This window comes from Methanomassiliicoccales archaeon (assembly GCA_036504055.1).
GTDB lineage: Archaea > Thermoplasmatota > Thermoplasmata > Methanomassiliicoccales > UBA472 > DASXVU01.
Genome location: DASXVU010000027.1, coordinates 22,453 through 43,963 on the forward strand (window position 1 = coordinate 22,453; position 21,511 = coordinate 43,963).

Below are 21,511 nucleotides of genomic sequence, written 5' to 3' on the forward strand. Positions count from 1 at the left end.
TCATTTGTTACCTATGGCATAGAAGACCGGATTGTAGAAGAGCAGTGAACCGTCCGACGTCGCATCATTCCAGGCCTTCCTCGCCCTGTCCAAGGCCTTTCGGCCGATCATCGGCCGTGCCGCATCCTCGATGGAATCCCATTCCGAGGCGGCCTCGTTCCTCAGGCGACCGACGGTCCATGTTCCGGAATGGACCCCAACATCCGCGCGAAGGCCGGCATTCTCCATAAGCGCTCCCAGCCTCCTTCCTATGTAAGGGTCTGCCCCTTCGTCCATCATCGACCTGACCAGGTACTGGTCGAGGTCGGCAACCTCCTTTGGAACTACGATCCTTCCCCCATAGTCAGGTTCGGCCAGGCATACCACGTGCCTCCTTGCCACACGTGCCATTTCCTGAACGGCCCTCTGAGGGTCATCCACCCAAAGCAGTGTGAATGAACAATACACCACATCGAAGCTGCCATCATCGAAAGGCAAGCTCATGGCGCTGGCCTGGAGGGCCTCGAATCCATTTTCTCTGGCCGTTCGCACCATCTGCGAGTCCTGATCCAATCCCTTCACGTCGAACAGGGGGGAGAACAGCTCCATGACCAATCCGGGGCCGCACCCAACATCCAAGGCAGTAGGCCTTATGCCGGCCGGGTCCGATTCCGGTAGGACCTTGCTACGAATCAGCCACAGCCAAGAATCGCTTAGCCATCCCAGCTGCCTGCGCAGCTGTTCTTCCGAGGTGACGCCTCTCCCGCTCACGTATCCTGATCGCCTGGTCGGGATAAATCTCCTCTCCTTGGTTCGTCATCCCGTCGTTCAAATATGGACTCTCTATCCACCGGGTCTGAACATATATCTTCGTCAGAATTTCAATCGGCATCCGGTTCCATGAACCGGTCTCTATCTGTCAGGACAAACATGTCATGTACTGCTTAAACGGTAGTTCATCTCCAGATATCTTTATAGCAAGGGCGGCATTCAAGCCCGATGGGTTACACCGAATATGTAAACTCTTTCGAGGAAAGGGTCCAGAAGTACCGGCCTACTGGCTCGGAGTGGACTCCCGCAGATAAGGCGGTCTACGGACCAACGGATCTGTTCCGCGTCCCCACAGAAGAGGCAGATGCCCTGAGGTTCGATGCGGTCAAGTATCAATTCACCCGTCATTATGCGGAGAACCCGATGTACCGTGGGTTCTGCCAGGACGCCGGGATATCGCCCCTGGACATCAGATCGCTGACCGACCTGTCCAAGGTCCCTCTGATCCAGAGCGAGTTCTTCAAATCGCATCCGGAAGGTCGGGATTTCGCCACCTGGTTGGGCAATATCTATACCGGTGAGTTGCCGCAGGTGAAGATCAGCGGCAAAGAGCCGACCTATGACCAGGTCATCGAGGCCTTCAACGAGTCCGGACTGGTCACCACTTACAGCAGCGGAACGGGCGGGCGGCATACCTTTGTTCCCCGTGACCGCAGGAGCTTCAACATCAACGAGTATGCCATGGCCAAGAGCGTCATTTCCATGTTCTATCCCCGTTGGAACCCAGGAATGTATGGATATCTCCTGCTTCCCAACCCCTTCAAGACCAATCTGTTCGCCGGACGTTTGGGGACCATCTATTATGACATCATGAAGGATGTAGAGTGTGCGGTGGACCGGGTCATCGACACCGAACTGATCAAACTGACCATGAGCGACGACAAGAGCCTGAAGTCCCGACTGGTCAAGAAGATGTCCAGCCGTGCCCAGAAGAAGGCCGTCGGCGATATCATCACCTGGATCGAACACCGGGAGAGGTCGAAGGAGGAGATGGCGTTCTGCGGAGCACCTTTCATTCTATACTCGGTCATCCAGCGCCTCAAGGAGGAGGGCCGCAGGTTCGATATCGGTAGCCGAGGCCTCGTGCTGACCGGAGGGGGCTGGAAGGTGCAGGAGCTGAAACGTATTCCGGAAACGGAGTTCCGCAAGGACATCCAAGACTATCTCGGCATTCCGCCAGAGAACGTGGTGGACATGTACGGAATGGTGGAAGGCAATGGCTGGATGGTGCAGTGTCCGGAGGGCCACCATCTCCACATACCCACGACCTACATCCACCCGATGGTTCTGGATGACAATTTCAGCCCGCTCGGATATGGTGAATCCGGAAGGTTCGCATTCCTGGACGGTTCCATGTACAGCTATCCCGCCTTCATAATCACCGGGGACCGGGTCAAGATGCTGGAGCGCTGCCCAGTTTGCGGAAGGCCGGGCCCGGTCCTTGAGCCTGGTGTGACCCGCGCCGCCGGCAAGGAGACGCGCGGATGCGCCGAAGAGGTAAGGAAGGTCATGTCCGCGGACATGGGGGGATGAGATGGCTGGTCTCAGGAGGATGAAGGAAATGGGCTACGTGCCGCAGCGGACCTTCTTCAGCCAGATGGTCCGCGGTGGAATATCGATCTCAAGGATCATCCTTCTGAACATGAGGGAGCTGAAGCGCACCCGGGTCATTCCAGATGATGCGGAGCGCTACGTCCTGCCGAAACTGCAGTACTCCATCCCGGTCTACAGGGAAGGAATGAGGTACTGCGATAAGGACGAGAAGTACCTGAGACCGACCCTGCACTGCGATTCCCATGACCCTCTGGTCATCGCCATGGCCAACGAGCTCGGGGCGTTCCAGGTGTCCGACCGCGAGTTCGCCGAGCGGGCATTCCATTTTGTCAAAGAGAATTTGATGCTGGATGAGCGTCCGATGAACCCGGTCGCGGACACGCTGGGGCGCGGGACCGGGACCTGCTTCCATCTCATCAGCGCCTACATCGCCCTCTGCCGTTGTGCCGGAATCAAGGCCAGGTACAAGATATTCTCGATGAAGATGATCCCATCATGGTATGATGTGGTCATCCAGCCCGACCCGTTCATCAAAAGATGGTATGATACCTTGGGGTATTTCGTCCTGGAGGGCGAAGGGGAGGTCTTCGTGGACGGCGAATGGCTGGTGGCCAACGTCACTCCCGAGGCGGAATGGCAGGCGGCAGCCGGTACGGCGATCAACAAGCTGGGAGAGGATTCCATCGGCAGCTGGTACAATGCCGTGCCCGGCACGATCATGCGCATGGAATCGATACCCTACGGGTTCGCGGCATCGCTCGAGGTCCTCCATATCGTTTCACCGGGATCTATGGAGCGGGTCAACATAAGCATCAAGAAACAGAAAGAGCTGGGCCGCAGGATCATCGAATCAGCCGGCGGGGTCGACGCTTATGACAGGATCGCCCGTTCGAGACAGGGGTTCAAGTGCCCCAAGGTCATGCTCGAGCTTAAGAAACAGATAGTGTTCGACGACTAAGTGCTCGTTCTCGATGATCAGGGTAGCCTGATCGAATTAGGACACTTCTGACAATATCGCTGATGGTTCGAGCGATAGTCACCACTGGTGATCCATCAACTATTGAAGTTTTTCACTATGTAACAATCGATAATTATTTGACTCTCCCCGACTCAATAGGGCGCCTGATGAACGAGAACGAAGGCGAAGGATCCGATAGGCCATCCAGGAAGATCAGTATCGTCAAGGATGGGCCGTATATCGTGAATGGATGGGTGCCACTTGCCAAGGAGTACATAGTAAGGGACAAGGACGGCGTCCCGAAGGAATGGAAGAGAGGGTCGAAATACCCAGTCACCGAGACCCACGCTTTATGTCGATGCGGCGGATCGTCCACCAAGCCTTTCTGTGACGGTACCCACGCCAAGATCAAGTTTGACGGGACGGAAGAGGCCAGCCGGGATCCCTATATATCGAACGCCGGCCTGATCGAAGGTCCCGAGATCGACATGAACGACAATCGTGACCTCTGCGCAGGACAGCAATTCTGCCATCGGGCCGGTGGGGTCTGGGACCTGGTGGAGAAGAACGGGGACCCGAATGCAAAGGACCTTGTGGTCGAGATAACAGGCCAGTGCCCGACGGGACGCCTGGTGGCACGATGCAAAGACGGGAAGGACATCGAACCCGCCTTGCCGAAGGAGATCACCCTGACGGAGGATCCTTACCGTCGGGTAAGCGGCCCCCTTTGGGTCAAGGGCGGGATCCCGATCATCTCGGCAGACAACACCCAGTATGAAGTTAGGAACCGTGTCACCCTCTGCCGTTGCGGGCATTCAGAGAACAAGCCTTTCTGCGACGGGACCCATATCGGGGAGGGATTCAAGGATGGGGATGATGCCATCAGCAGTTCCAGACCGGTGAAGCCCAGATCCGCGGAACCGAAGTCCTGATCTCAGGAACAACATAACGTTCAAGATAGAGATTGATGAATATGACACGCCGGCCAGGGTGTGAAGGAATGGGACAATCTTAGGGGGAAAGTCTCAGGGCCGGTCGTGTAATCATCTATTGCCGCACACACCTAATCTGCCTTCCGACACGGATATCAATCTCACGAATGAGAATGAATTACCTGGCTATATGAGATCATTGGATCGGAACGATGTCCTCGAAAATTGAACCAGCTCAAGAAGTCCTTTCTCGAGAGCCGGGCGTCTCATTTGCCGTACGGGGACAAATGGACCTCATCGGGTTCGCGATGGTATTTGTTCCTTCTACCGGATTTCTGTAACAATCGCTAACCTTAATATATCGAAATCCCTCCCACAATTCAATAACCGTATTGAACAATGGTGGTAGGGGACATGAAGACAGCAACTGGCAAGGGACTTCTGATTTTAGTTACATTTTCATTGATCGTTTCGATCTTCGCTTCGGTCGGAACGATCGGTGATGTGCAGGCGAGCGGACCGACCTATTCTTCGCATGGGCCGATCTCAATTACCAGCCACGGCGACCTTTTGACCCTTAAATCGTCAGGCACTATCACTGGATCGGGAACAGTGACCGATCCGTTCGTCATCAACGGGTACGACATAACCGGCACGGGCGGAGCATGCATCAATGTCTATAACATAACCGACTACCTGGTCATCAGCAACTGCTACTTGCATGGTAACTCGTATGGGGTCGAGATATCGAGATCGAGTCACATAACCGTGACCAACAGCAATTGTAGCGACAACGTCCGCTATGGTATCTGGCTGGACTACTCCGGGAACAATACCTTGACCAATAACGTCTGCATAGTGGGGGCTCACGGCATCTACACGGTCGCCTCGAGCGATAACATCATGGAGAACAACACGTGCAGAGCGACCGCGGCATGCGCCGTAATGCTGGCCGGCGCCTCTAGTAGGAATATATTCTCTAACAACACCTGTTACTCCAGTGGTGACAATGGTCTATACGTGCTCAATTACTCAGATTACAACATCATATCGAATAACGTTTTCAAGAACAACAGAGGGCACGGCATCCATCTTGCCAACGCACATCATAACGAAGTCTATGGCAACGACATTATCGATAACAATGGATCGTCGTCGGTGTACAATGCATTGCATCCGCAAGCGGCTGATACAGGTATCGGAAACCATTGGAACACTGGATCGTACGGCAATTATTGGAGCGACTGGACGACACCGGACGTCAACGGTGACGGCATAGTTGATAACCCATATCCGATCGGCGAGGGCAGCAGTCTGGATAACTACCCCCTCGTCAACATCCACAATTCAATTACCGTTCCAGGTGCTCCGACCGGTCTGACCGCCACCGCCGGCAATGGACAGGCAAGTCTCATATGGAATGCGCCGGGCAACGGCGGAGCGGCGATCGACTATTACATCGTCTATCGTGGCGGGACGGATGTCAATCATTCGACAACGACCAGCTTCACCGATATGGGGCTCACCGACGGTGTCACGTATTCCTATGCGATCGCAGCGCATAACATTGCAGGGCTAGGAGCCCAGTCGTCGCTGGCGATCGTAACGCCACTGGCAGTCCCGGACGCTCCAACATCTTTGACCGCAACGCCCACCGATGGTCAGGTGTCACTATCCTGGACCGTCCCAGCAAGCGATGGAGGGGCGGCTATCGAGTATTATCTGGTCTATGTTGACGGGACCGCCGGTCCGGACCATTACACGACCACCTCCGCGACCATCACCGGTCTGACCAACGGCCAGTCGTACAGTTTCACCGTGGCGGCGCACAACTCAGCCGGAAACGGATCTCAAAGCGGTCCAGCAACAGCCATTCCCTTCACTATCCCGGGAACGCCAGGTGTACCAACCGCCGTTCCGGGCAGCACACAGGTGTCACTATCCTGGACCGCACCAGCAAGCGATGGAGGGGCGGCGATCGAGTATTATCTGGTCTATGTTGACGGGACCGCCGGCCCGGACCATTACACAACCACCTCCGTTACCATCACCGGTCTGACCAACGGCCAGTCGTACAGTTTCACCGTTGCGGCGCACAACTCAGCCGGAAATGGATCGCAGACCTCCGGCGTCTCGGCAACTCCTGCTACAGCCTCAACTGTTCCAGGCACCCCTACCGGACTGACCGCCACTACAGGCAACTCTCAGGTATCTCTGTCCTGGACCGCACCAGCAAGCGATGGGGGAGCGGCCATAGATTATTACATCATCTATCAGGACGGGGTTGATGTTCAACACCCGACGGGTGCTATCTATATGATCACAGGGCTCACCAATGGACAGGTCTACAGTTACACCGTTGCTGCACACAACTCCGTTGGTACTGGTCTACAGTCATCAGCAGTGACGGCCACGCCCTCTACTGCCCCGGCCGCTCCTGGTGTTCCAACCGGTCTTTCCATCATTCCAGGAAACGCTGAGGTTTCCATCTCATGGGCAGCGCCGACCAGCAATGGGGGCGCATCGATCGATTACTACATAGTCTTCCAGGACGGGTTCGATGTTGCCCATTCTGCCACAAGCTCAATAACGGTTACTGGGCTGACCAACGGGCAGTCCTATGCCTTTACCGTGGCGGCCCACAACTCCATTGGTGTGGGCCCTCAGACATCTGGTGTTTCGGCGATCCCGCTCCAGACCCCCGGTGTCCCAACTGGGTTGACCGTGACCTCGGGTAATTCCCAGGTATCCATTTCATGGTCCGCGCCAACTAGCGATGGGGGAGCGGTCATAGATTATTATGTTGTCTATGTCAACGGGATCGTCAGGTCAGAGCACTACACAACAACATCGACAACTGTTAACGGCCTAACGAATGGGCAGTCCTATACCTTTACCGTGGCGGCCCATAACTCAGCCGGAACCGGGGCACAGACATCTGCGGTAACAGCGACGCCTGATGTGGATGTCGCCGTACCAGGAGTGCCGACCAATCTGATCACCATGGCCGGTACAGGAACGGTTAAGTTGTCATGGACGGCTCCATCAGGAGGGGCAGTCGATTATTACATCGTTTACCAGAACGGCGTCGATGTGGCTCATCCGACCACCAACTTCACGACCATCCAGGGATTGACCAGCGGGGAGAACTATTCCTTTGCAGTGGCAGCCCATAACTCAGGCGGTGTTGGGGGGCAGACCCCAGTCCACAATATTTCGCCCATAGCGGCGGGCTCTGCATCTGGGGACGACAACACTGCCTTGGTCTCAGTGGTCCTGGCACTTCTGCTGGCGGCGATCGTCGCGGCAGTTCTGATAGTGAGAAGAAAGCGGAAAGCGTAGTGAGGACGATGGAGAAGTTATAGCCGAGACCGGGGGGCCTCTCCTTGGGGGGGCCTCGGTCAAGGCCGTTGCGCCTTTCTCTATGATACGGGGGCACCGAGGGACTTGCTGTCCAGATGAAATGCCGGAGATCATGAAGAAGGACAGGAAGAATGGTAAGAGTTACTATGATCCAGATTATCTAATCGGGTGATTTTCGAGATTGGGATGTCCTTTGTAGAATTGTTCAAACAGATCAATTCAAGATATTTTCGAGATTAATTATAAGATGACTTTTATTGTATAATGGTCCGATAAGAATGAGATCCAGCTCCAATCGAATAGCCACTCGACTCATCGCGGCCAATCTCTTGGTGCTGCCAGTCTTGGTATTATTGAGTACATTAACGACCTCTAACGTATCGGCCGCAGACGTATCTGGTTCCTGGTCATCCAATATCTCCGGCAATGGTTACATCCAGACCAGCAATATCATCGACACGAACTCCGATGTCGAGTTGGTTTTATCTCAGAGCGGAAGCACAGTGAACGGCACGATTACCACCACCTTTACCTATTCCTATCTTCATCCTGGATACGAATCTTGGCAGAAACCAGCCATTGGGCAGAAGAACATGAACACCGTGAGCGGAACCATGTCCGGTTCAACCCTGACCTTGAACTGCTACACGCCGGCATCCTCGGGAACGACCAACGGTATTAGCTGGATTTCCCCTGCAACCACCACAACATGGACCCTCTATCAAAACGGGGACAAATTGACTGGAAGCGGGACATATGTCGCAGCCGGAATAACCTATAGTTATACATTTGATCTAGTGGTGGCGGAACGCTACCATACCGTGGTTAATGGGAACACGGTCAAGGTCGATTATGTAGGCAAGCTTCCAGACGGAAGAGTCTTCGACACTTCGCTCGCGAGCGTTGCGAACGATGCGTCAGTTCCAAAATCATTATCTTTCGTCCTTAGGTCGAATTCATCCTACTCACCTCTGTCGTTCACCGTTGGATCGGGTTCATTGATCGCCGGATTCAACAATGCGGTGATCGGGATGAAGATCGGAGAGACCAAGACGGTCACTATTCCCCCTTCGGAGGCATATGGAAACCTGGTCCTGAGCAAGGTCACCAACTTCAATCTCACCGAGACCAAGAACGTCTATGAGAACATGTCGTTCTCCCAGTTCATAACCAAATATTCCGTAACGGCCGTGGCTGGGATGACGGTCACCGACCCGGTCTACAAGTGGCCGGTCAAGGTGCTGCTGGCCAACTCGGACGCCGACATCGTTAGGATACAGAACTCGCCGGTACAGGGACAGAGCTACTTGATATACAGCAACACTGCCCAGAAAGCAACCGGCTGGAACATCACCGTCACGAGCGTCAACCCGTCCATCTCCTTCGCTGGACAGATCGTACTGGTCCACGATATAACTGATTTGGACGCAGGCAGGATCCTCGGTGTCGATTTGAAGGGCACGGCTTTTATCCTAGACAATGTGAATATTTCTGCCGGGACAGCATCGAGGAACACTAACAGCGAGCTCGTTGGCAAAACGCTGACCTTCACGATAATCCTGGATAAGATCCTCGGATTGATAGAAACTTCCCCTCAAGGCCTAATTGCTGTACCAGGCGATAGTCATGTGTTGCTTTATTGGACCAAGCCTTATACGGATGCTGGAAGCAACATCAACATCGATTATTATGTTGTCTATCAGAATGGAACGGTCCTTTCTGGTAATGCCAAAGGGCTTTTCATGAATGTTACCAACCTTACAAACGGTATGACTTATTATTTTGCTGTGGCTGCACATAACTCAAATGGAATAGGCCTCCGATCTGAACAGGTGTTCTCAACTCCAAACAAGATTCCTACTGCTCCTTCTGGGTTAACCTTTGCTTCGTCCAAGTCCTCAATGAATCTGAATTGGGGGGGAGTATCGTTGTCTACTTCCTATAACATCTACCGGGGGAACAGTAGTGATTCGATGATATTGATAGGGCATTGCGCCTTGACTGGGTATAACGACCCAACAGTCAGACCGGGCTCAACATATTATTACTCAGTGAGTGCCATTAACTCAGCTGGAGAAGGTCCAAGAAGTGAAGCGTTGAAAGGAACAACGCTAACAACGTTGAAAGGAACGATCGTGAACGCATATGGTCTTCCACTATCCGGCATAACCGTCACATTGGAGAACGGTACAAGCACTCAGACAAATATTACAGGAGGTTATGAGTTTGCAGTATCACCAGGCACTCATGAGCTCACAATAAGCGGCTCAGGCATCCAGACTATGAAAGTCCCCGTCAACGCTCAAAACCAAGGCTCAACCATCGGCCCAATAACGACTAGTGCTGACACAAATATGTCAACGCTATCGACGATGGCGTTAGTCGTGATTGCCGTTTCCGTAATCATCATCGCCATCGTGGTAATTGCGATGTATGCCCGTCGAAGAGGGAAATAAGGATTATTTACAATGTCTGAATGGACACTGTACATATCCATGATGTAAACCGTGGTCAGATCAGAGAGCACTCTAATTCTGGCTCTGCCTGCCCCCAATCCAACACGATTGGGTATTCTGCCCATCTTTAACTGTTTCCATCGAACGGACCCGACTGAAGATGACTGGGTCAGTGATCTCATATGCCTGTCCGAGGAATATTGGTATCCGTTTCGCCACCGGGGTCCGGCCGTCCGAGCTCAGACTGGCCCATTATGAGGACCTGAAGCTTAGGAAGATGACCCTCTATGTCAGGCACCCGAAAGGTGAAGGTAACTGGGCATCACCGCAGGACGTCGAGATCATACGTGCTGATATGATCCCCTTCATTGAGCAATATCTGAGGGAGCGGAAGGAATGGATAAAGAGCCACGGACTGACCCAAGCAACTCCACTTTTCCCCAGTCTCGGAGAGAGAGGGGATGCACTGGGCTTTTACAGCGCAAACGGTTTCAGACTGATCAAGAAGAAGATAGAAGTGATCTCCGGAGTCGAGTTCAAGCTCAAGGACTTCCGATCGACCCTAACCTCGATCACCGTCAACGGAGATCTCAGCAGATTGCCTGCAATGTCGGCTCAATTGAGGCATGCAAGCGTAGCAACTACCCAAAAAAGCTACTTCGCAATGGAGAGGGGAGTTGCGGGCAAACAGCTACGGGATGCATGGAAAGAGCATCCCATAGCCAGCTCAATAAAGCACGAAAAGGCCGTTATTGACCAAAATCGTCACTTGCCTGGATATGGATAATGGTGGGTCTGCCCGAATTTGAATCGGGGTCTCAGGCTCCCAAAGCCCGAAGGATGGACCAAGCTACCCCACAAACCCATTTGAGCCGCTAAACGCACAACTAATCAATAAAGGTTGCTGATGCAGGTTCCTATGGATGCACTCCTCGTTATACAAACTGAAAGAATAATATAGCTGCCTGGCCGTCCCTTGAAGGATGCGTAGGCTAGTTATCATCGCAATCACGATGGTGGTCATTATAGCCTTGGTCATGGCGGGATCGTTCATCCTGTTCATGAATCCGCGGACTCCCAACGGATTCGAGGTCAGTTCGCTCCGCGCCCCTACCATTGTCATCGAATCGCCGGTCGAACGTGTCCATCACACCGGGTCGAATGGCAACTCCCCGGTCAATCTCGGTCTGAATTGGACCATAACCCCTATCTATGCTGGATACGGCGGGGTCATTGACATCACCGCAATGAACTATGAATCCACGCAGGTCTATGTCTACGCCGTTGGATTGTCCTGGAAAGGCACCTCGATCGAGACCTGGCGTAATGTGTCCGTGACGATTTCTGGATACCAGCATGCGTCGCTTGGAATGCTGTTCTTCAAGGCCCCGGCAAATATCACCGGCGGCTACTATTCGATCAAACTGAAGGCCGAGGTAAAGGTCAGCGGCGGTATAGGCTGGAACGACATCGGGGCTTACAAGATCACAGAGGATAGGTATGCCGAGATAGTCAAGCCGCTTACCTACCTGGATCATACAACGGCCACCAATACTCCCGTTTACTATTCCAAGGTCAACAAACGTATCGACATGGGAGCCACCCAAACCATCGTCTCCAATATCCTGACCAACAATTCCAACATCTATAGCATCCAAGCAGTGGCGGATGCATTCGATTGGGTACGTGATCATATCGTCTACACCAACGATCCAAATGATTATTGGCAATCGGCGACCGAGACCCTGTCTTGGCGCACCGGCGATTGCGAGGATTATGCGATATTGTTGGCATCGATGATCGATCAGATGGGGGGAAATGCCCGGGTGAACATAATCGATGGCCATGCGTTCGCCACGGTCTTCGTTGGATCCGATGCAAGCGTCATCGGCAACGTGACCGAGGCAATATCCTCCCATTACCAGACCGATGTCCCCGTCCATTTCCTTAACGATACCACCGGTTATTGGATGGTCATCGATCCCACCGGGTTCCCCTATGCCGGAGGACTGGCAACCCTTTCCGGTCCGGTCCTATACAATGCGAACCACAACTGGTCCTTCGATTCAAGCACCTGGCTGTCCCAAGTCGACGCCACCGGTTCGACCGAGGACACCGGTCTATTTCCGTTCCAGACAAAACTTTAAAGATGTTTTGAGGTGAGGATCTCAAGCACCGCTTTGTGGATGGACTGGCTTGAATTGAACCTGGGAGACCATCCCTTGGACTTCAGGTGCTCCACGTCCAGGCGCATCAATTTCACATCGCCTATCCAGCCGCGGCCGCCCTGGACCCCTCCGGTCCAATCGTACCTGACGTTTCCCAGCTTCATGCCGTTGACCACTGAGTCCGCGATCCCCTTCACGTCCAATGTGTCCTCGGACCCGATGTTGTAGATCTCGACCTTGGACGTCGCCTTCTTTGCCCCCGTCAGCATGCCGTCAACGCAATCGGACACGTGGACGTAGGACTTGTTCGTGCCCGGTTCGACCCCCAGTATCTCCAGCCGGCTGGAATCCTTTTCCAGTTTGTGGATGAAGTCATGGAGGACGTTATGCGTGCTCCTGGAACCGACGACGTTCGCAAAGCGGTAGATGACCGCTTCCATGTCGAACGTGTACGCGTAGGACGATATCAGGGCCTCACAGGCAAGCTTCGAAGCCCCGTAGATACTGATCGGGACCAGCGGCCCGTAATCCTCCCTGGTGGGGATCTGGGTGGCCTCGCCGTAGATCGTCGATGTGGAAGGGAAGGCGATGTTCTTGACCTTGAGCTCCTTCATCGCCTCCAGAACTCGGAACGTGGCTTCGATGTTCTGTTCGAAATGCGTACGGGTGTTGGAAGGTCCCTGCCGGACGTCTGGGTTGGCCGCAAAATGGAATACCGCATCGCACCCTTCCATGGCCGGGGCGATATCGTTCTTGAGCAGGTCCAGTTTGACGAACCTGAACCGGTCTGAGCGTTGTGCCTCGGTCAGGAACTCCATCTTGCCGGCGGATAGATTGTCGACGCCGACCACCTCATTGCCGTTGCGCAACAGCGCGTCGACCATGTGGCTGCCGATGAAACCGGCGCAACCCGTGACAAAGATCCTGCGGCCTTCCAGCCGCATCATTTGTTGTCCCCCATCCTCCATTTGAGCTGCTCGACCAGCTTATTGATGGCGATGCCCCGGTGGGAGATCTTGTTCTTCTCGTCCATGTCCATCTCCGCGAAGGTCTTGGTCGAACCGTCGGGGACGAACACCGGATCAAAGCCGAATCCGCCCTTCCCCCTCTCGGTGTAATCGATCCATCCCTGGCAGGCTCCTTTGACAAAGATGCGGCCCACGTCCTGGATGCTGCACCCGATCACGCACTCGAAGTGCGCGCCCCTTTCCGGTTCCCTGTCCAGGAGCTTGATTATGCCCTTGGACCCGATGGTCTTGAACGCGTAAGAGGAGTAGACTCCGGGAAAACCATCGTAGTTGTGCAGGAACAGTCCTGAATCGTCCAGTATGAAGTCGGTCTTCCCCATGAGCTCGACCTGGGCCACGCAGCTCTTCACCACTTCCTCCAGTGTATCGGTCTGGATCTCATCGCATTCCACGTCGAGCTGGGTCACCTTGAAGCCCAAAGGTTCCAACCCGGCCTTGAATTCCTGCATCTTGCCTTTGTTAGACGTTACGATGGCCATCTCTCTCATGTGTATCTCCCCCGGTCCTCTATCTCCTTGATCTTTTTCAGAACCTCGTTCCCCCGTTCGAAATTGGAGTGGTAGGAATCGAGAATGACATCATACATGGGCAGTATCTTGGAATGGGCCGACTGGAACGCCTCATGGAGGAGGTGCAGGTCGACCCCCATCTCCTCGATCATGGCATTGCGCGTGCCAAGGGAAAGGTCGATGAACCATATCTTGCCGTCACGGAGGATCATGTTCGAGGTGGTTAGGTCCCCATGGGTGAGCGAGGCTTTGTGCAGCAACGCCACTAGCCTCCCGATCTCCTTGCATACTTCACTGCAGGTTCCCTCATCGGCACTATCGAGGACGTCCTTGACCCTCTCCCCCTCGATCTCCTCCATGACGATCTTCCCGTTCTTCAGGTCGATGTCATAGATGATCGGGGTCGGGACCCCGTTCCTCCTGGCATCCTGGATCAAGCGTGCCTCGTTCTTGGTGCGGGACACCTTGATGGAAGCGTCCAGATCGGGATGGCGATAGCCCTTGGTCACCCTGCTCTTGATTATGACCTTCCGCCCCATCCAAACATCACGGGCGATCACGGCCTCCGCGCCACGTCTGATGACTTCCACGGCCGAGAAAACCAGTGCTCGATGTAATAACCTTTTGCATGCCGTCATGCCGTCGTCATTAGGATAATGTCCTTTTTGCCGGAGAACCGGTTCAGGGTCCGGCATCACCCGCCCCGATCGGCTTGACAGCCTCCCGCTCCTTGGCCGTTGTCGGCAGATTCCCTTCCTCCGACCCGCCCTCATTCGCATGGAACCGATGCAGGGTCGCTCCCAGGTCCCTCACCTTCTCGATGTGGAAATCCTCCGGGAAGGCCGTTTGCATCGACGGCATGAGATACCTCTCATCCAGCAAAACCATGGCAGCTCGGTCGAACTCGCTGCGGATGGCCCTGCCGGCGGCCTGCAGTACGCGGGAGACCGCCGGGTATGTCGATACGTATAAGATCGCTTTCCTTGCGCCGTATCTCTTCTCATAGCGGGACTTCATGACCTCTCCCTCCATGGTAGGTGGTGAGAATGGGAAACCCGCCACCACGATGGAGGACAGAAGGTTGTCATTGAAATTGACCCCTTCCGCAAAGGAACCGCCGATCGTTGCCATGAGCAGTGCGTTCCTGTCCCTTCTAAGGTCGGAGATCATGGCCTCCTTCTCGTTCTTCCCGAACTCCCGCCTTTCCATCAGGATCCTTTTCCCCATGTTCGATTCACGGATGAACGGCTCGACCCGCTGCATGAAATCATAGGAGGGAAAGAACGCGGCCACGTTGCCCGGCGTGGCCTCGCAGGTCTCCACGATCTTGGAGGCCATGGTGCGGAACATGTCGTCCGTGCGCAGATCGTATTTTGACGAGACTCCCTCGACACCGATCACCAGGCGGTTGCCTGGAGGAAATGGGGAGGGGTAACGGCGGCAGGCGCAGCGGTCCGCCAGGCCCAGCACGTCCGCGAACATCTCCGGGGGATGAAGCGTTCCCGACATGAGGAGGGAGCAGCGCACCCGGTCGAAGACCGCGGACGACACAAGAGAAGGCTCGATGAACCGGGTGATGATCCTGGCGGGATGCCGTTCCGCGTACCGGACCGTGGAGTCCCCGAAAGCATGCCAGTTGGCCAGGAATTCGATAAGGTCCTCCACGGAATGGCGGCTGCGGCCGATGAAGTACCGATCCATCTCGTCGGCCGCCTGGGCGCAGTCAATGGAGAACTCCGACATCAGCACATCGTCCAGCGCCATCGTGTCCAGATAGGGGTCTCCCGTAAGCGATGAGATGTCGTCCATGGTCCTTTCCAGAGATTCGAACATGGCACGGAACCGGCGGTTGCCGGTGCTGTTGCAGGCCCGTTGCAACATCTCCCGGGTCAGGACGTGGCTGTGGTTCTCCATGATCCTGGTCGGCAGGTTATGGCCCTCGTCGACCACCATGATCATCTCCTCTGCCTTCCTTCCGGTCCGGTCGATCAGGCTGGTGTTCACATCGCCGAACACCTGGTTGTAGTCGCATACGGCGATGTCCGCCATGGTCAGCGCCTTAATCGCCGCATGATGGGGGCAGGCCCCTACCCTTATGCACATCCGAATGACCTCCTGGACATGGAGCGGGTATTCCAAGAGCTTGTCAGCCGCCTCGTTGATCCTGGCCTCATCCAGGAAGTAGCAGTCCCCCGACGAGAGGCAAGGAACCCCGCCGCCCTTCTTCCGGCACAGACAGGTGTCTTCGCGTGAGATCATGTCCACTGCACTGACCCGGTGTCTCTTCCAGATATGGCGGAGCGTTTCTACCGCCGCGGCGTGTTGGGATTGGCGGGAGGTAAGGAAGAAGACAAAGCCGTCGCTCTCCAGGGATGTCTCCAGAGAAGCGGTCAGGGCCACCGCCGTCTTTCCCAATCCGGTAGGGGCGTGGGCCAGCAGGTTGATCTTGTTCTTCATGCAGGATCGGGCGTCCTCCAGGAACTGGCGCTGCCCTTCCCTGACGATATCGTATGGAAAGAGGTCGGCCGGGACTTCATGGGTGTCGCTCCCAAGGCACTTGGTTTCGGTCATGTACCATTTGAGCGCCTCAGGATGATGCATATCCGTCTGCTAGAGTCAGTCTACCCAAAGGCTGCATCTTCGACCAAGATATGATGGTCGGCTTCCAAATCCATACCTAATGAACAGCGCGAATGGGGCCAGTCGATCCTCTGGATGTTCGATGCGGTCCACCAGCGGAGCGGATTCTGGAAAGACTTTAACGTTGAGAGGCTGTTCACACCTCGTGGATTATATCCCGACCGAATGCGGAGCCCTCGACGCGATGCTTGGCGGGGGCATCGAGACCAGTTGCATCACCCTGCTCTATGGTGAGGCCGGTACCGGGAAGACGAACCTTTGCCTGGTGATGGCCAGGAACGTGGCCAGGACGGGCAAGAAGGTCATCTATGTGGACTCCGAGGGCGTTTCGGTGGAAAGGCTGCGCCAGATATCCGGGAAGGATTATGAGGAGGTCACCAGGAACGTTCTGTTCTCGGAGGTGCATTCGTTCCCCGAGCAGGAGACGATGGTGGACAAGGCCATCAAACTGGCGGAAGGAAATCCGGACTTCGGACTGATCGTCATCGATTCCATGACCATGTACTACCGGCTCACCTCCCGGGAGGAGGAGCGGAGCGAGAGAAGGTCCATCGCCGGCATGAGCGCACGACTGCTGACGCTCGCCAGGAAGAGAGGCTTGCCCGTGCTGATCACTTCCCAGGTGTACACCGATATCGATAAGGGCACATCCGAGGCATTGGGGGGAAACGTGCTGATGCACAACTCCAAGACCATCGTGAAACTTGAACGGATCGGAACCGGCCGGCGCCGGGCTATCGTCATGAAGCACCGTCATCTGGCAGAAGGAAGGTCGGGGGAGTTCGCCCTGGTCGATTGGGGAATCACCTGTTGATCACGGCCTCAAGATCGGTTTTGGGGAAAGGGTTTCAGGCGTCGCGTCCGACCGCGAAGTCCACGAGTGCCGCAAGGACGTCCTTCTCCCGGCTGGGCTTGAGGCAATCCAGTTTCTGTTTGGCCTCCTTGGCGTAGCGCAGAGCCTCCGACCGTGCATATTCGATGGACCCGGTCTTTTCCAGGATCCCGATGGCCTTGTTTACCTGGGCGTCCGTCGCCCTCTCGTTTCCCAGGGCCTCCAGGAGCGTCGCCTTGTCCTTGGACCCATCCTTAAGGTGTTCCATGGCATGGACGATGATCAGCGTTCTCTTGCCGTTCCTGATGTCGGAGCCTACCGGCTTTCCGGTCTTCTTCGTGTCGCCCTTGATGCCGAGCACATCATCCCACATCTGGAACCCGATGCCCATCCGCCGGGCGTACTCCTTCATGTCCTTGACCTGCCTCTTGGTCCCTCCGCCGATGATCGCCCCGCCCTCGGCGGCACAGGCGAACAGGACGGCGGTCTTCTTCTCCACCATCTCCACGTACTCGTCGATCTTGACGGTGTCCGTGCCCTCGAAATCCACGTCCATCTGTTGGCCTTCGGCGATCAGGTAGACGGTCTCGGAGACGGAATGGAAGATGGTGCGAAGGTCCTCCAGGCCCACATCGGTCTCGGCCAGTACCTCATAGGCGATGGCGAAAAGCGCGTCCCCGGCAATGATGGCGGTGGGCATGTCGAACAGCACGTGCACCGCCGGCCTTCCCCGTCTGACCGGGTCCTGATCGATGACATCATCGTGCACCAGGGTGAAGTTGTGGATTATCTCCAGGGAGCAGCCGAACGGCATGGCCTTGCTGCCCTGCTTCCCCACGGCATCGGCGACAAGGATGGCCATCACCGGACGCATCCGCTTTCCGCCCGCCTCCGGGTAGTGCTTCATGGCCTTCCTCAGCTTCTCATGCTTCCCGACGTCCAGATAGGCCATCAGGCTTTTGTCCACATCCTTTGCGATGGTGATCATTTCCTTAGGGAATTCCATTTCATAACCCCTCCTCGTCCTTCTGGGTGATCCACTCGGCGGTCTTGCCGGTCACGATGCAATCCTTTGAAGACAGTGATGCCACATCAGCTGAGCCTGTCAAGAACATTGTGGCCCTCAGCTCCTCTCGGATAAGGATCAGCTTGTCCTCCACGGCCTTCGAAGAGATCATGGCCTCCTTGAGCACCCCGCGGGCTATACCGCCGCATCTCGCGCCCAGCGCCAGCGCCTTAGCCACCTGAAGTCCGTCCTCTATCCCTCCGCTGGCAATGATGGGCAGACCGACGTTCGCCTCGAGCACCGAGGCCGGCGCGGGTATGCCCCAATCGGAGAACAATCTCCCAATGGCTGCGCAATGGGCATATCCAGCCCTTTCCGCCCGGAAACGCTCCACGGCGGAGAAGCTCGTCCCGCCCGCTCCTGAGATGTCCATGCCGATTATCCCGCTGCCCTTGAGCCTTACCGCCACCTCATGCGATATTCCCGCACCGGTCTCCTTGGCTATCGAGGGCACTTCCCTTGCCACCGCCCTGATCGCATCCAGGCATCCCTTGGAGTTGGTATCTCCCTCGGGCTGCGCGATCTCCTGAAGGAAGTTCAGGTGGATCGCCATGACATCGGCATCGATCATATCCATGGCCTGTTTGACCTGGTCCAGCGTGAATGCCTTTTTTCGCTTCTGCTTGATGAGCTGCGGCGCCCCGACATTTCCGATCATCAGCGGAACATCGTAATCCTTAAGGACGGTGTACGAGGCATCGGCGCCATTCTCCACCGCCGCTCTCTCGGAACCCACCCCCATTCCGATCTGAAGCTCCTGGCAAGCCTCGGCCAGATTCTTATTGATCCTTTCCGCCTTGGAATAGCCTCCGGTGATGGCGGTGACGATCAATGGAAAGGACAGCTTCTTTCCGAACAATTTGCATGAGGTATCGATCTCGGACATATCCACTTCCGGCAATGCGCAGTGGGTCATCCTGACATCGTCCCAATACCGATATCCGCAGCAGACCTGCTCCTCTAAGGCTATCTCGATATGGTCCGATTTCCTTTTCTCGATCTGCTTCAAATCAATCCTCTCCAATGATGCGGGAAGAGACCGCTCTGCGGTCGGCCATTACGTCGGCCAGCCTGCCTTCGGCGTTCCCATTGATTATCTCACATTTGCCAGCGTTTCTGGCGATCTGGAGCATGTATTCGATCTTTGCATAGATGCTGCCGGTGACGTCGATGCAGCGTTCCGTGCGGGGAATTGTGGCCAGTGTGTCACGGTCCACCTTTTCGATGAGGGTCGCATTCGGGTCACAGTTCGGGTCCGCCGTGTAGAGTCCGTCCACGTCGGCACAGAAGATGACCTTTCTTGGTCGGAACCGTTCTGCCAGCCTCATCATCAACTGGTCCCCTGAGCAGATGCTCACTCCCTTGTCGTCATCCAGCGCGACATCCCCAAAGGTTACCGGGGTCATGCCGATCTTTAGGAAGCGCTCGAATGGCCAGAGGTCCAATTTGGATAGGGTCCCGTTCTTCATTATTGCGGAGGAACCGGGCGGGATGGCGGCGGACCACATGCCCTCATCGTTGAACGCGCCCACGACCAGATTGTCCAGCTCCCTGACGTCGTGCATGACCTTGGCGACACCTTCGACCTGGCGTCTCTCATGCAGGCCGGATTGAAGTGCATACTCCTTGGCATAGATGTGGCCATAAGAACCGGCGCCGTGGACCACTATCCTCTCCTCATCGGTGGCCATCATCTCCCGGGCTAGCCTGCGGACCGTTCCTTCCCGGAATGTGCGGTAGGTGGTCTTGTCGGTGATTACGCTGCCCCCGAGCTTGACCAGTATCATTAGGAACCGTTCGAGCATGAACCCGTCGATATAAAAAATGTTCTGACAGCTATTTTTCGAACCTGGCTCCGCACTTGGGACACACAGGATCGTTGTCCGTGGCGACCGCACCGCATTCGGGGCACTGGTATGCGGTCTTTATCTCGGCTCCGCACTTGCGGCAGAAGACATCCTCTTCGGACACCTCGGCACCGCAGTTAGGGCACTCTTTTTTCCTTTCGATGGGGGTGCCACATTTGGCGCAGAAGTTGTCGTCATCCTTTGCGACGACCCCACACTCTGAGCATCGGACATCATTCTTCGGCCCTTCGACGATTTGCTCACTGATCATGAGGGGTTGAGGGGTTGTCTCCACAACCTTTGTCACGGTCTGTTCGGATGACCCGTCGATCGCCTTTTTGGCCTTGAGCGATTTCTTGAACGCTGTATCATAATCCTTACAATCAAATGCCATTCTCGCCTCGTCCAGTAGGCAGACAGAAGCGGTAATGTCCTTACCCTCCGACCGGCTCTTCTCGATATCATCTCCGGCGGCGGTTATCATGAACTTGGATTCCAGGTAATTCTGCGGTAGCTTCTTCGTCTCCCCGATGTTGGCATGATCTTGGATAACTTCCTCGGCCTCTATCGGTTCGATCTTCAGCGGAACCTTCTTAGGCTCGGCCTCGAACGGTTTGGTGGGTGCCTCATCAAGAAGCTTCTTTGCCCTCTTGACCGATTCTATGCATTCCAGATAATTACGCCGATCATATGCCATGCTGGCGTGGATCAGTTCCATGTCGGCCGGTCCGGTGTCCTTGCCCTTGTCCTTCAGGGCCCGGCTCACCGCCTGGGTCGTGTTGAGCGCGTTGAAAGCCTCATCCTTCTCCAGGCCACGTTCGATGGTGTCATCTTTCTTGCCCCTGATGTATCTGATCTCCACGAAGACAGCTATTCCGAGAACAACAAAGAGAATGATGATCAACGTCAGGTCCAGATCCATCGCGGGCATCGTCCTTTTCTAGTTTTGAGCGACTACCAGTATCGGTGTTTATTATACTATTGGATGATTTCAAATTACGATCGATTTACTGATAATCTCAGTTGTTTACTTTGTAAGTTGATTCATAAATCTACCGTTCTGATTATCATCCCCCGAAGAGCACCGGAATGTCGGTCTGGTCACATTGGCGTATGGTCATGAAAACGGGCCGAGCAGATTCATAGAAGCTACCCTATCGCCCCTTGGTTCCTTGATAAGAGATCATCTAAGCCGATGGATCTGATGAAAATAAGAATGGCTGACAGCTTTCGAAGGTTCCCGTGGGCTCGCGCACCACAGTACAGCGCCGAACGACGGCAGGCTTAGCTTCTGGGTTCGGATGAGACCAGGCGTATCCCCGCCTCTTTGGCCGTCATACCATTCTTA

17 protein-coding genes, 1 tRNA gene and 1 rRNA gene are annotated in these 21,511 nt (G+C 55.2%); 8 read left to right on the forward strand and 11 right to left on the reverse strand.

The window, feature by feature from the left end; genetic code table 11:
* Entirely contained in the window at window positions 1-750 is a 750-nt protein-coding gene (locus VGK23_05855; protein ID HEY3420060.1) for a class I SAM-dependent methyltransferase, read from the reverse strand.
* Window positions 751-978: 228 nt separating this feature from the next.
* Here VGK23_05855 and VGK23_05860 point away from each other — a divergent pair, with 228 nt between their 5' ends.
* The 6 genes from VGK23_05860 to VGK23_05885 all read left to right on the forward strand — a co-directional run bounded on the left by VGK23_05860 (window position 979) and on the right by VGK23_05885 (window position 10,860).
* Window positions 979-2,343 carry a hypothetical protein gene (locus VGK23_05860; GenBank protein HEY3420061.1) on the forward strand — a complete coding sequence of 455 codons (1,365 nt, stop codon included), beginning with the start codon at window positions 979-981 and terminating at the stop codon, window positions 2,341-2,343.
* Between the two features lies 1 nt (window position 2,344).
* The gene (locus tag VGK23_05865; protein HEY3420062.1) at window positions 2,345-3,322 is read left to right on the forward strand and encodes a transglutaminase domain-containing protein; all 978 of its coding nucleotides are present in this window, start codon (window positions 2,345-2,347) and stop codon (window positions 3,320-3,322) included.
* Window positions 3,323-3,489: 167 nt separating this feature from the next.
* Entirely contained in the window at window positions 3,490-4,254 is a 765-nt protein-coding gene (locus VGK23_05870; GenBank protein ID HEY3420063.1) for a CDGSH iron-sulfur domain-containing protein, read from the forward strand.
* Window positions 4,255-4,668: 414 nt separating this feature from the next.
* Window positions 4,669-7,596 (forward strand): fibronectin type III domain-containing protein, encoded by a 2,928-nt coding sequence (locus VGK23_05875; protein HEY3420064.1) that lies wholly within the window; start codon window positions 4,669-4,671, stop codon window positions 7,594-7,596.
* A 656-nt stretch (window positions 7,597-8,252) separates the two neighbouring features.
* Complete coding sequence (locus VGK23_05880; protein ID HEY3420065.1) at window positions 8,253-10,073, forward strand: FKBP-type peptidyl-prolyl cis-trans isomerase; 1,821 nt, start codon at window positions 8,253-8,255, stop codon at window positions 10,071-10,073.
* A 160-nt stretch (window positions 10,074-10,233) separates the two neighbouring features.
* Window positions 10,234-10,860, forward strand: coding sequence for a site-specific integrase (locus VGK23_05885; GenBank protein HEY3420066.1), 627 nt, complete (start codon window positions 10,234-10,236; stop codon window positions 10,858-10,860).
* Here VGK23_05885 and VGK23_05890 read toward each other — a convergent pair.
* Window positions 10,861-10,938, reverse strand: a tRNA-Pro gene (locus VGK23_05890). It abuts the gene before it with no gap.
* Between the two features lie 118 nt (window positions 10,939-11,056).
* Between VGK23_05890 and VGK23_05895 the strand changes: the two genes are divergently transcribed.
* Window positions 11,057-12,220: a transglutaminase domain-containing protein gene (locus VGK23_05895; protein HEY3420067.1), complete on the forward strand. Its 1,164-nt coding sequence runs from the start codon at window positions 11,057-11,059 to the stop codon at window positions 12,218-12,220.
* Here the strand turns inward: VGK23_05895 and VGK23_05900 are convergent.
* From VGK23_05900 to VGK23_05915, 4 genes are all read right to left on the reverse strand, one after another.
* Complete coding sequence (locus VGK23_05900) at window positions 12,217-13,188, reverse strand: NAD-dependent epimerase/dehydratase family protein (GenBank protein ID HEY3420068.1); 972 nt, start codon at window positions 13,186-13,188, stop codon at window positions 12,217-12,219. The two genes, VGK23_05895 and VGK23_05900, sit on opposite strands and share 4 nt — an antisense overlap.
* Window positions 13,185-13,757, reverse strand: coding sequence for an RdgB/HAM1 family non-canonical purine NTP pyrophosphatase (gene rdgB / locus VGK23_05905; protein ID HEY3420069.1), 573 nt, complete (start codon window positions 13,755-13,757; stop codon window positions 13,185-13,187). Before rdgB ends, VGK23_05900 begins: the two co-directional genes overlap by 4 nt.
* Window positions 13,754-14,368 (reverse strand): KEOPS complex kinase/ATPase Bud32, encoded by a 615-nt coding sequence (locus VGK23_05910; GenBank protein ID HEY3420070.1) that lies wholly within the window; start codon window positions 14,366-14,368, stop codon window positions 13,754-13,756. The genes rdgB and VGK23_05910 overlap by 4 nt, the downstream gene beginning before the upstream one ends.
* Window positions 14,369-14,459: 91 nt before the next feature.
* A complete protein-coding gene (locus VGK23_05915) occupies window positions 14,460-16,349 on the reverse strand; it encodes an ATP-dependent DNA helicase (protein ID HEY3420071.1) in 1,890 nt (629 codons plus the stop codon).
* Window positions 16,350-16,563: 214 nt separating this feature from the next.
* Between VGK23_05915 and radB the strand changes: the two genes are divergently transcribed.
* A complete protein-coding gene (gene radB, locus VGK23_05920; protein ID HEY3420072.1) occupies window positions 16,564-17,232 on the forward strand; it encodes a DNA repair and recombination protein RadB in 669 nt (222 codons plus the stop codon).
* A gap of 34 nt (window positions 17,233-17,266) precedes the next feature.
* On the opposite strand, the gene VGK23_05925 is transcribed toward radB, so the two are convergent.
* The 5 genes from VGK23_05925 to rrf form a co-directional block, all read right to left on the reverse strand.
* On the reverse strand, window positions 17,267-18,256 hold the full coding sequence (locus VGK23_05925) for a polyprenyl synthetase family protein (GenBank protein ID HEY3420073.1): 990 nt from the start codon (window positions 18,254-18,256) through the stop codon (window positions 17,267-17,269).
* Window position 18,257: 1 nt separating this feature from the next.
* Window positions 18,258-19,325: a type 2 isopentenyl-diphosphate Delta-isomerase gene (gene fni, locus VGK23_05930; protein ID HEY3420074.1), complete on the reverse strand. Its 1,068-nt coding sequence runs from the start codon at window positions 19,323-19,325 to the stop codon at window positions 18,258-18,260.
* Window position 19,326: 1 nt separating this feature from the next.
* Window positions 19,327-20,103 carry an isopentenyl phosphate kinase gene (locus tag VGK23_05935; protein HEY3420075.1) on the reverse strand — a complete coding sequence of 259 codons (777 nt, stop codon included), beginning with the start codon at window positions 20,101-20,103 and terminating at the stop codon, window positions 19,327-19,329.
* A 49-nt stretch (window positions 20,104-20,152) separates the two neighbouring features.
* On the reverse strand, window positions 20,153-21,094 hold the full coding sequence (locus VGK23_05940; GenBank protein HEY3420076.1) for a zinc ribbon domain-containing protein: 942 nt from the start codon (window positions 21,092-21,094) through the stop codon (window positions 20,153-20,155).
* A 287-nt stretch (window positions 21,095-21,381) separates the two neighbouring features.
* Window positions 21,382-21,502 (reverse strand): 5S ribosomal RNA (gene rrf, locus VGK23_05945).
* Window positions 21,503-21,511 lie beyond the last annotated feature (9 nt).

Bases quoted from the DNA above. Each gene is read 5' to 3' on its own strand.
- VGK23_05860 (HEY3420061.1), top strand. From the start codon at position 979: ATGGGTTACACCGAATATGTAAACTCTTTCGAGGAAAGGGTCCAGAAG.
- VGK23_05865 (HEY3420062.1), top strand. From the start codon at position 2,345: ATGGCTGGTCTCAGGAGGATGAAGGAAATGGGCTACGTGCCGCAGCGG.
- VGK23_05870 (HEY3420063.1), top strand. From the start codon at position 3,490: ATGAACGAGAACGAAGGCGAAGGATCCGATAGGCCATCCAGGAAGATC.
- VGK23_05875 (HEY3420064.1), top strand. From the start codon at position 4,669: ATGAAGACAGCAACTGGCAAGGGACTTCTGATTTTAGTTACATTTTCA.
- VGK23_05885 (HEY3420066.1), top strand. From the start codon at position 10,234: ATGACTGGGTCAGTGATCTCATATGCCTGTCCGAGGAATATTGGTATC.
- VGK23_05895 (HEY3420067.1), top strand. From the start codon at position 11,057: ATGCGTAGGCTAGTTATCATCGCAATCACGATGGTGGTCATTATAGCC.
- VGK23_05900 (HEY3420068.1), bottom strand. From the start codon at position 13,188: ATGATGCGGCTGGAAGGCCGCAGGATCTTTGTCACGGGTTGCGCCGGT.
- rdgB (HEY3420069.1), bottom strand. From the start codon at position 13,757: ATGAGAGAGATGGCCATCGTAACGTCTAACAAAGGCAAGATGCAGGAA.
- VGK23_05915 (HEY3420071.1), bottom strand. From the start codon at position 16,349: ATGACCGAAACCAAGTGCCTTGGGAGCGACACCCATGAAGTCCCGGCC.
- VGK23_05925 (HEY3420073.1), bottom strand. From the start codon at position 18,256: ATGGAATTCCCTAAGGAAATGATCACCATCGCAAAGGATGTGGACAAA.
- VGK23_05935 (HEY3420075.1), bottom strand. From the start codon at position 20,103: ATGATACTGGTCAAGCTCGGGGGCAGCGTAATCACCGACAAGACCACC.
- VGK23_05940 (HEY3420076.1), bottom strand. From the start codon at position 21,094: ATGCCCGCGATGGATCTGGACCTGACGTTGATCATCATTCTCTTTGTT.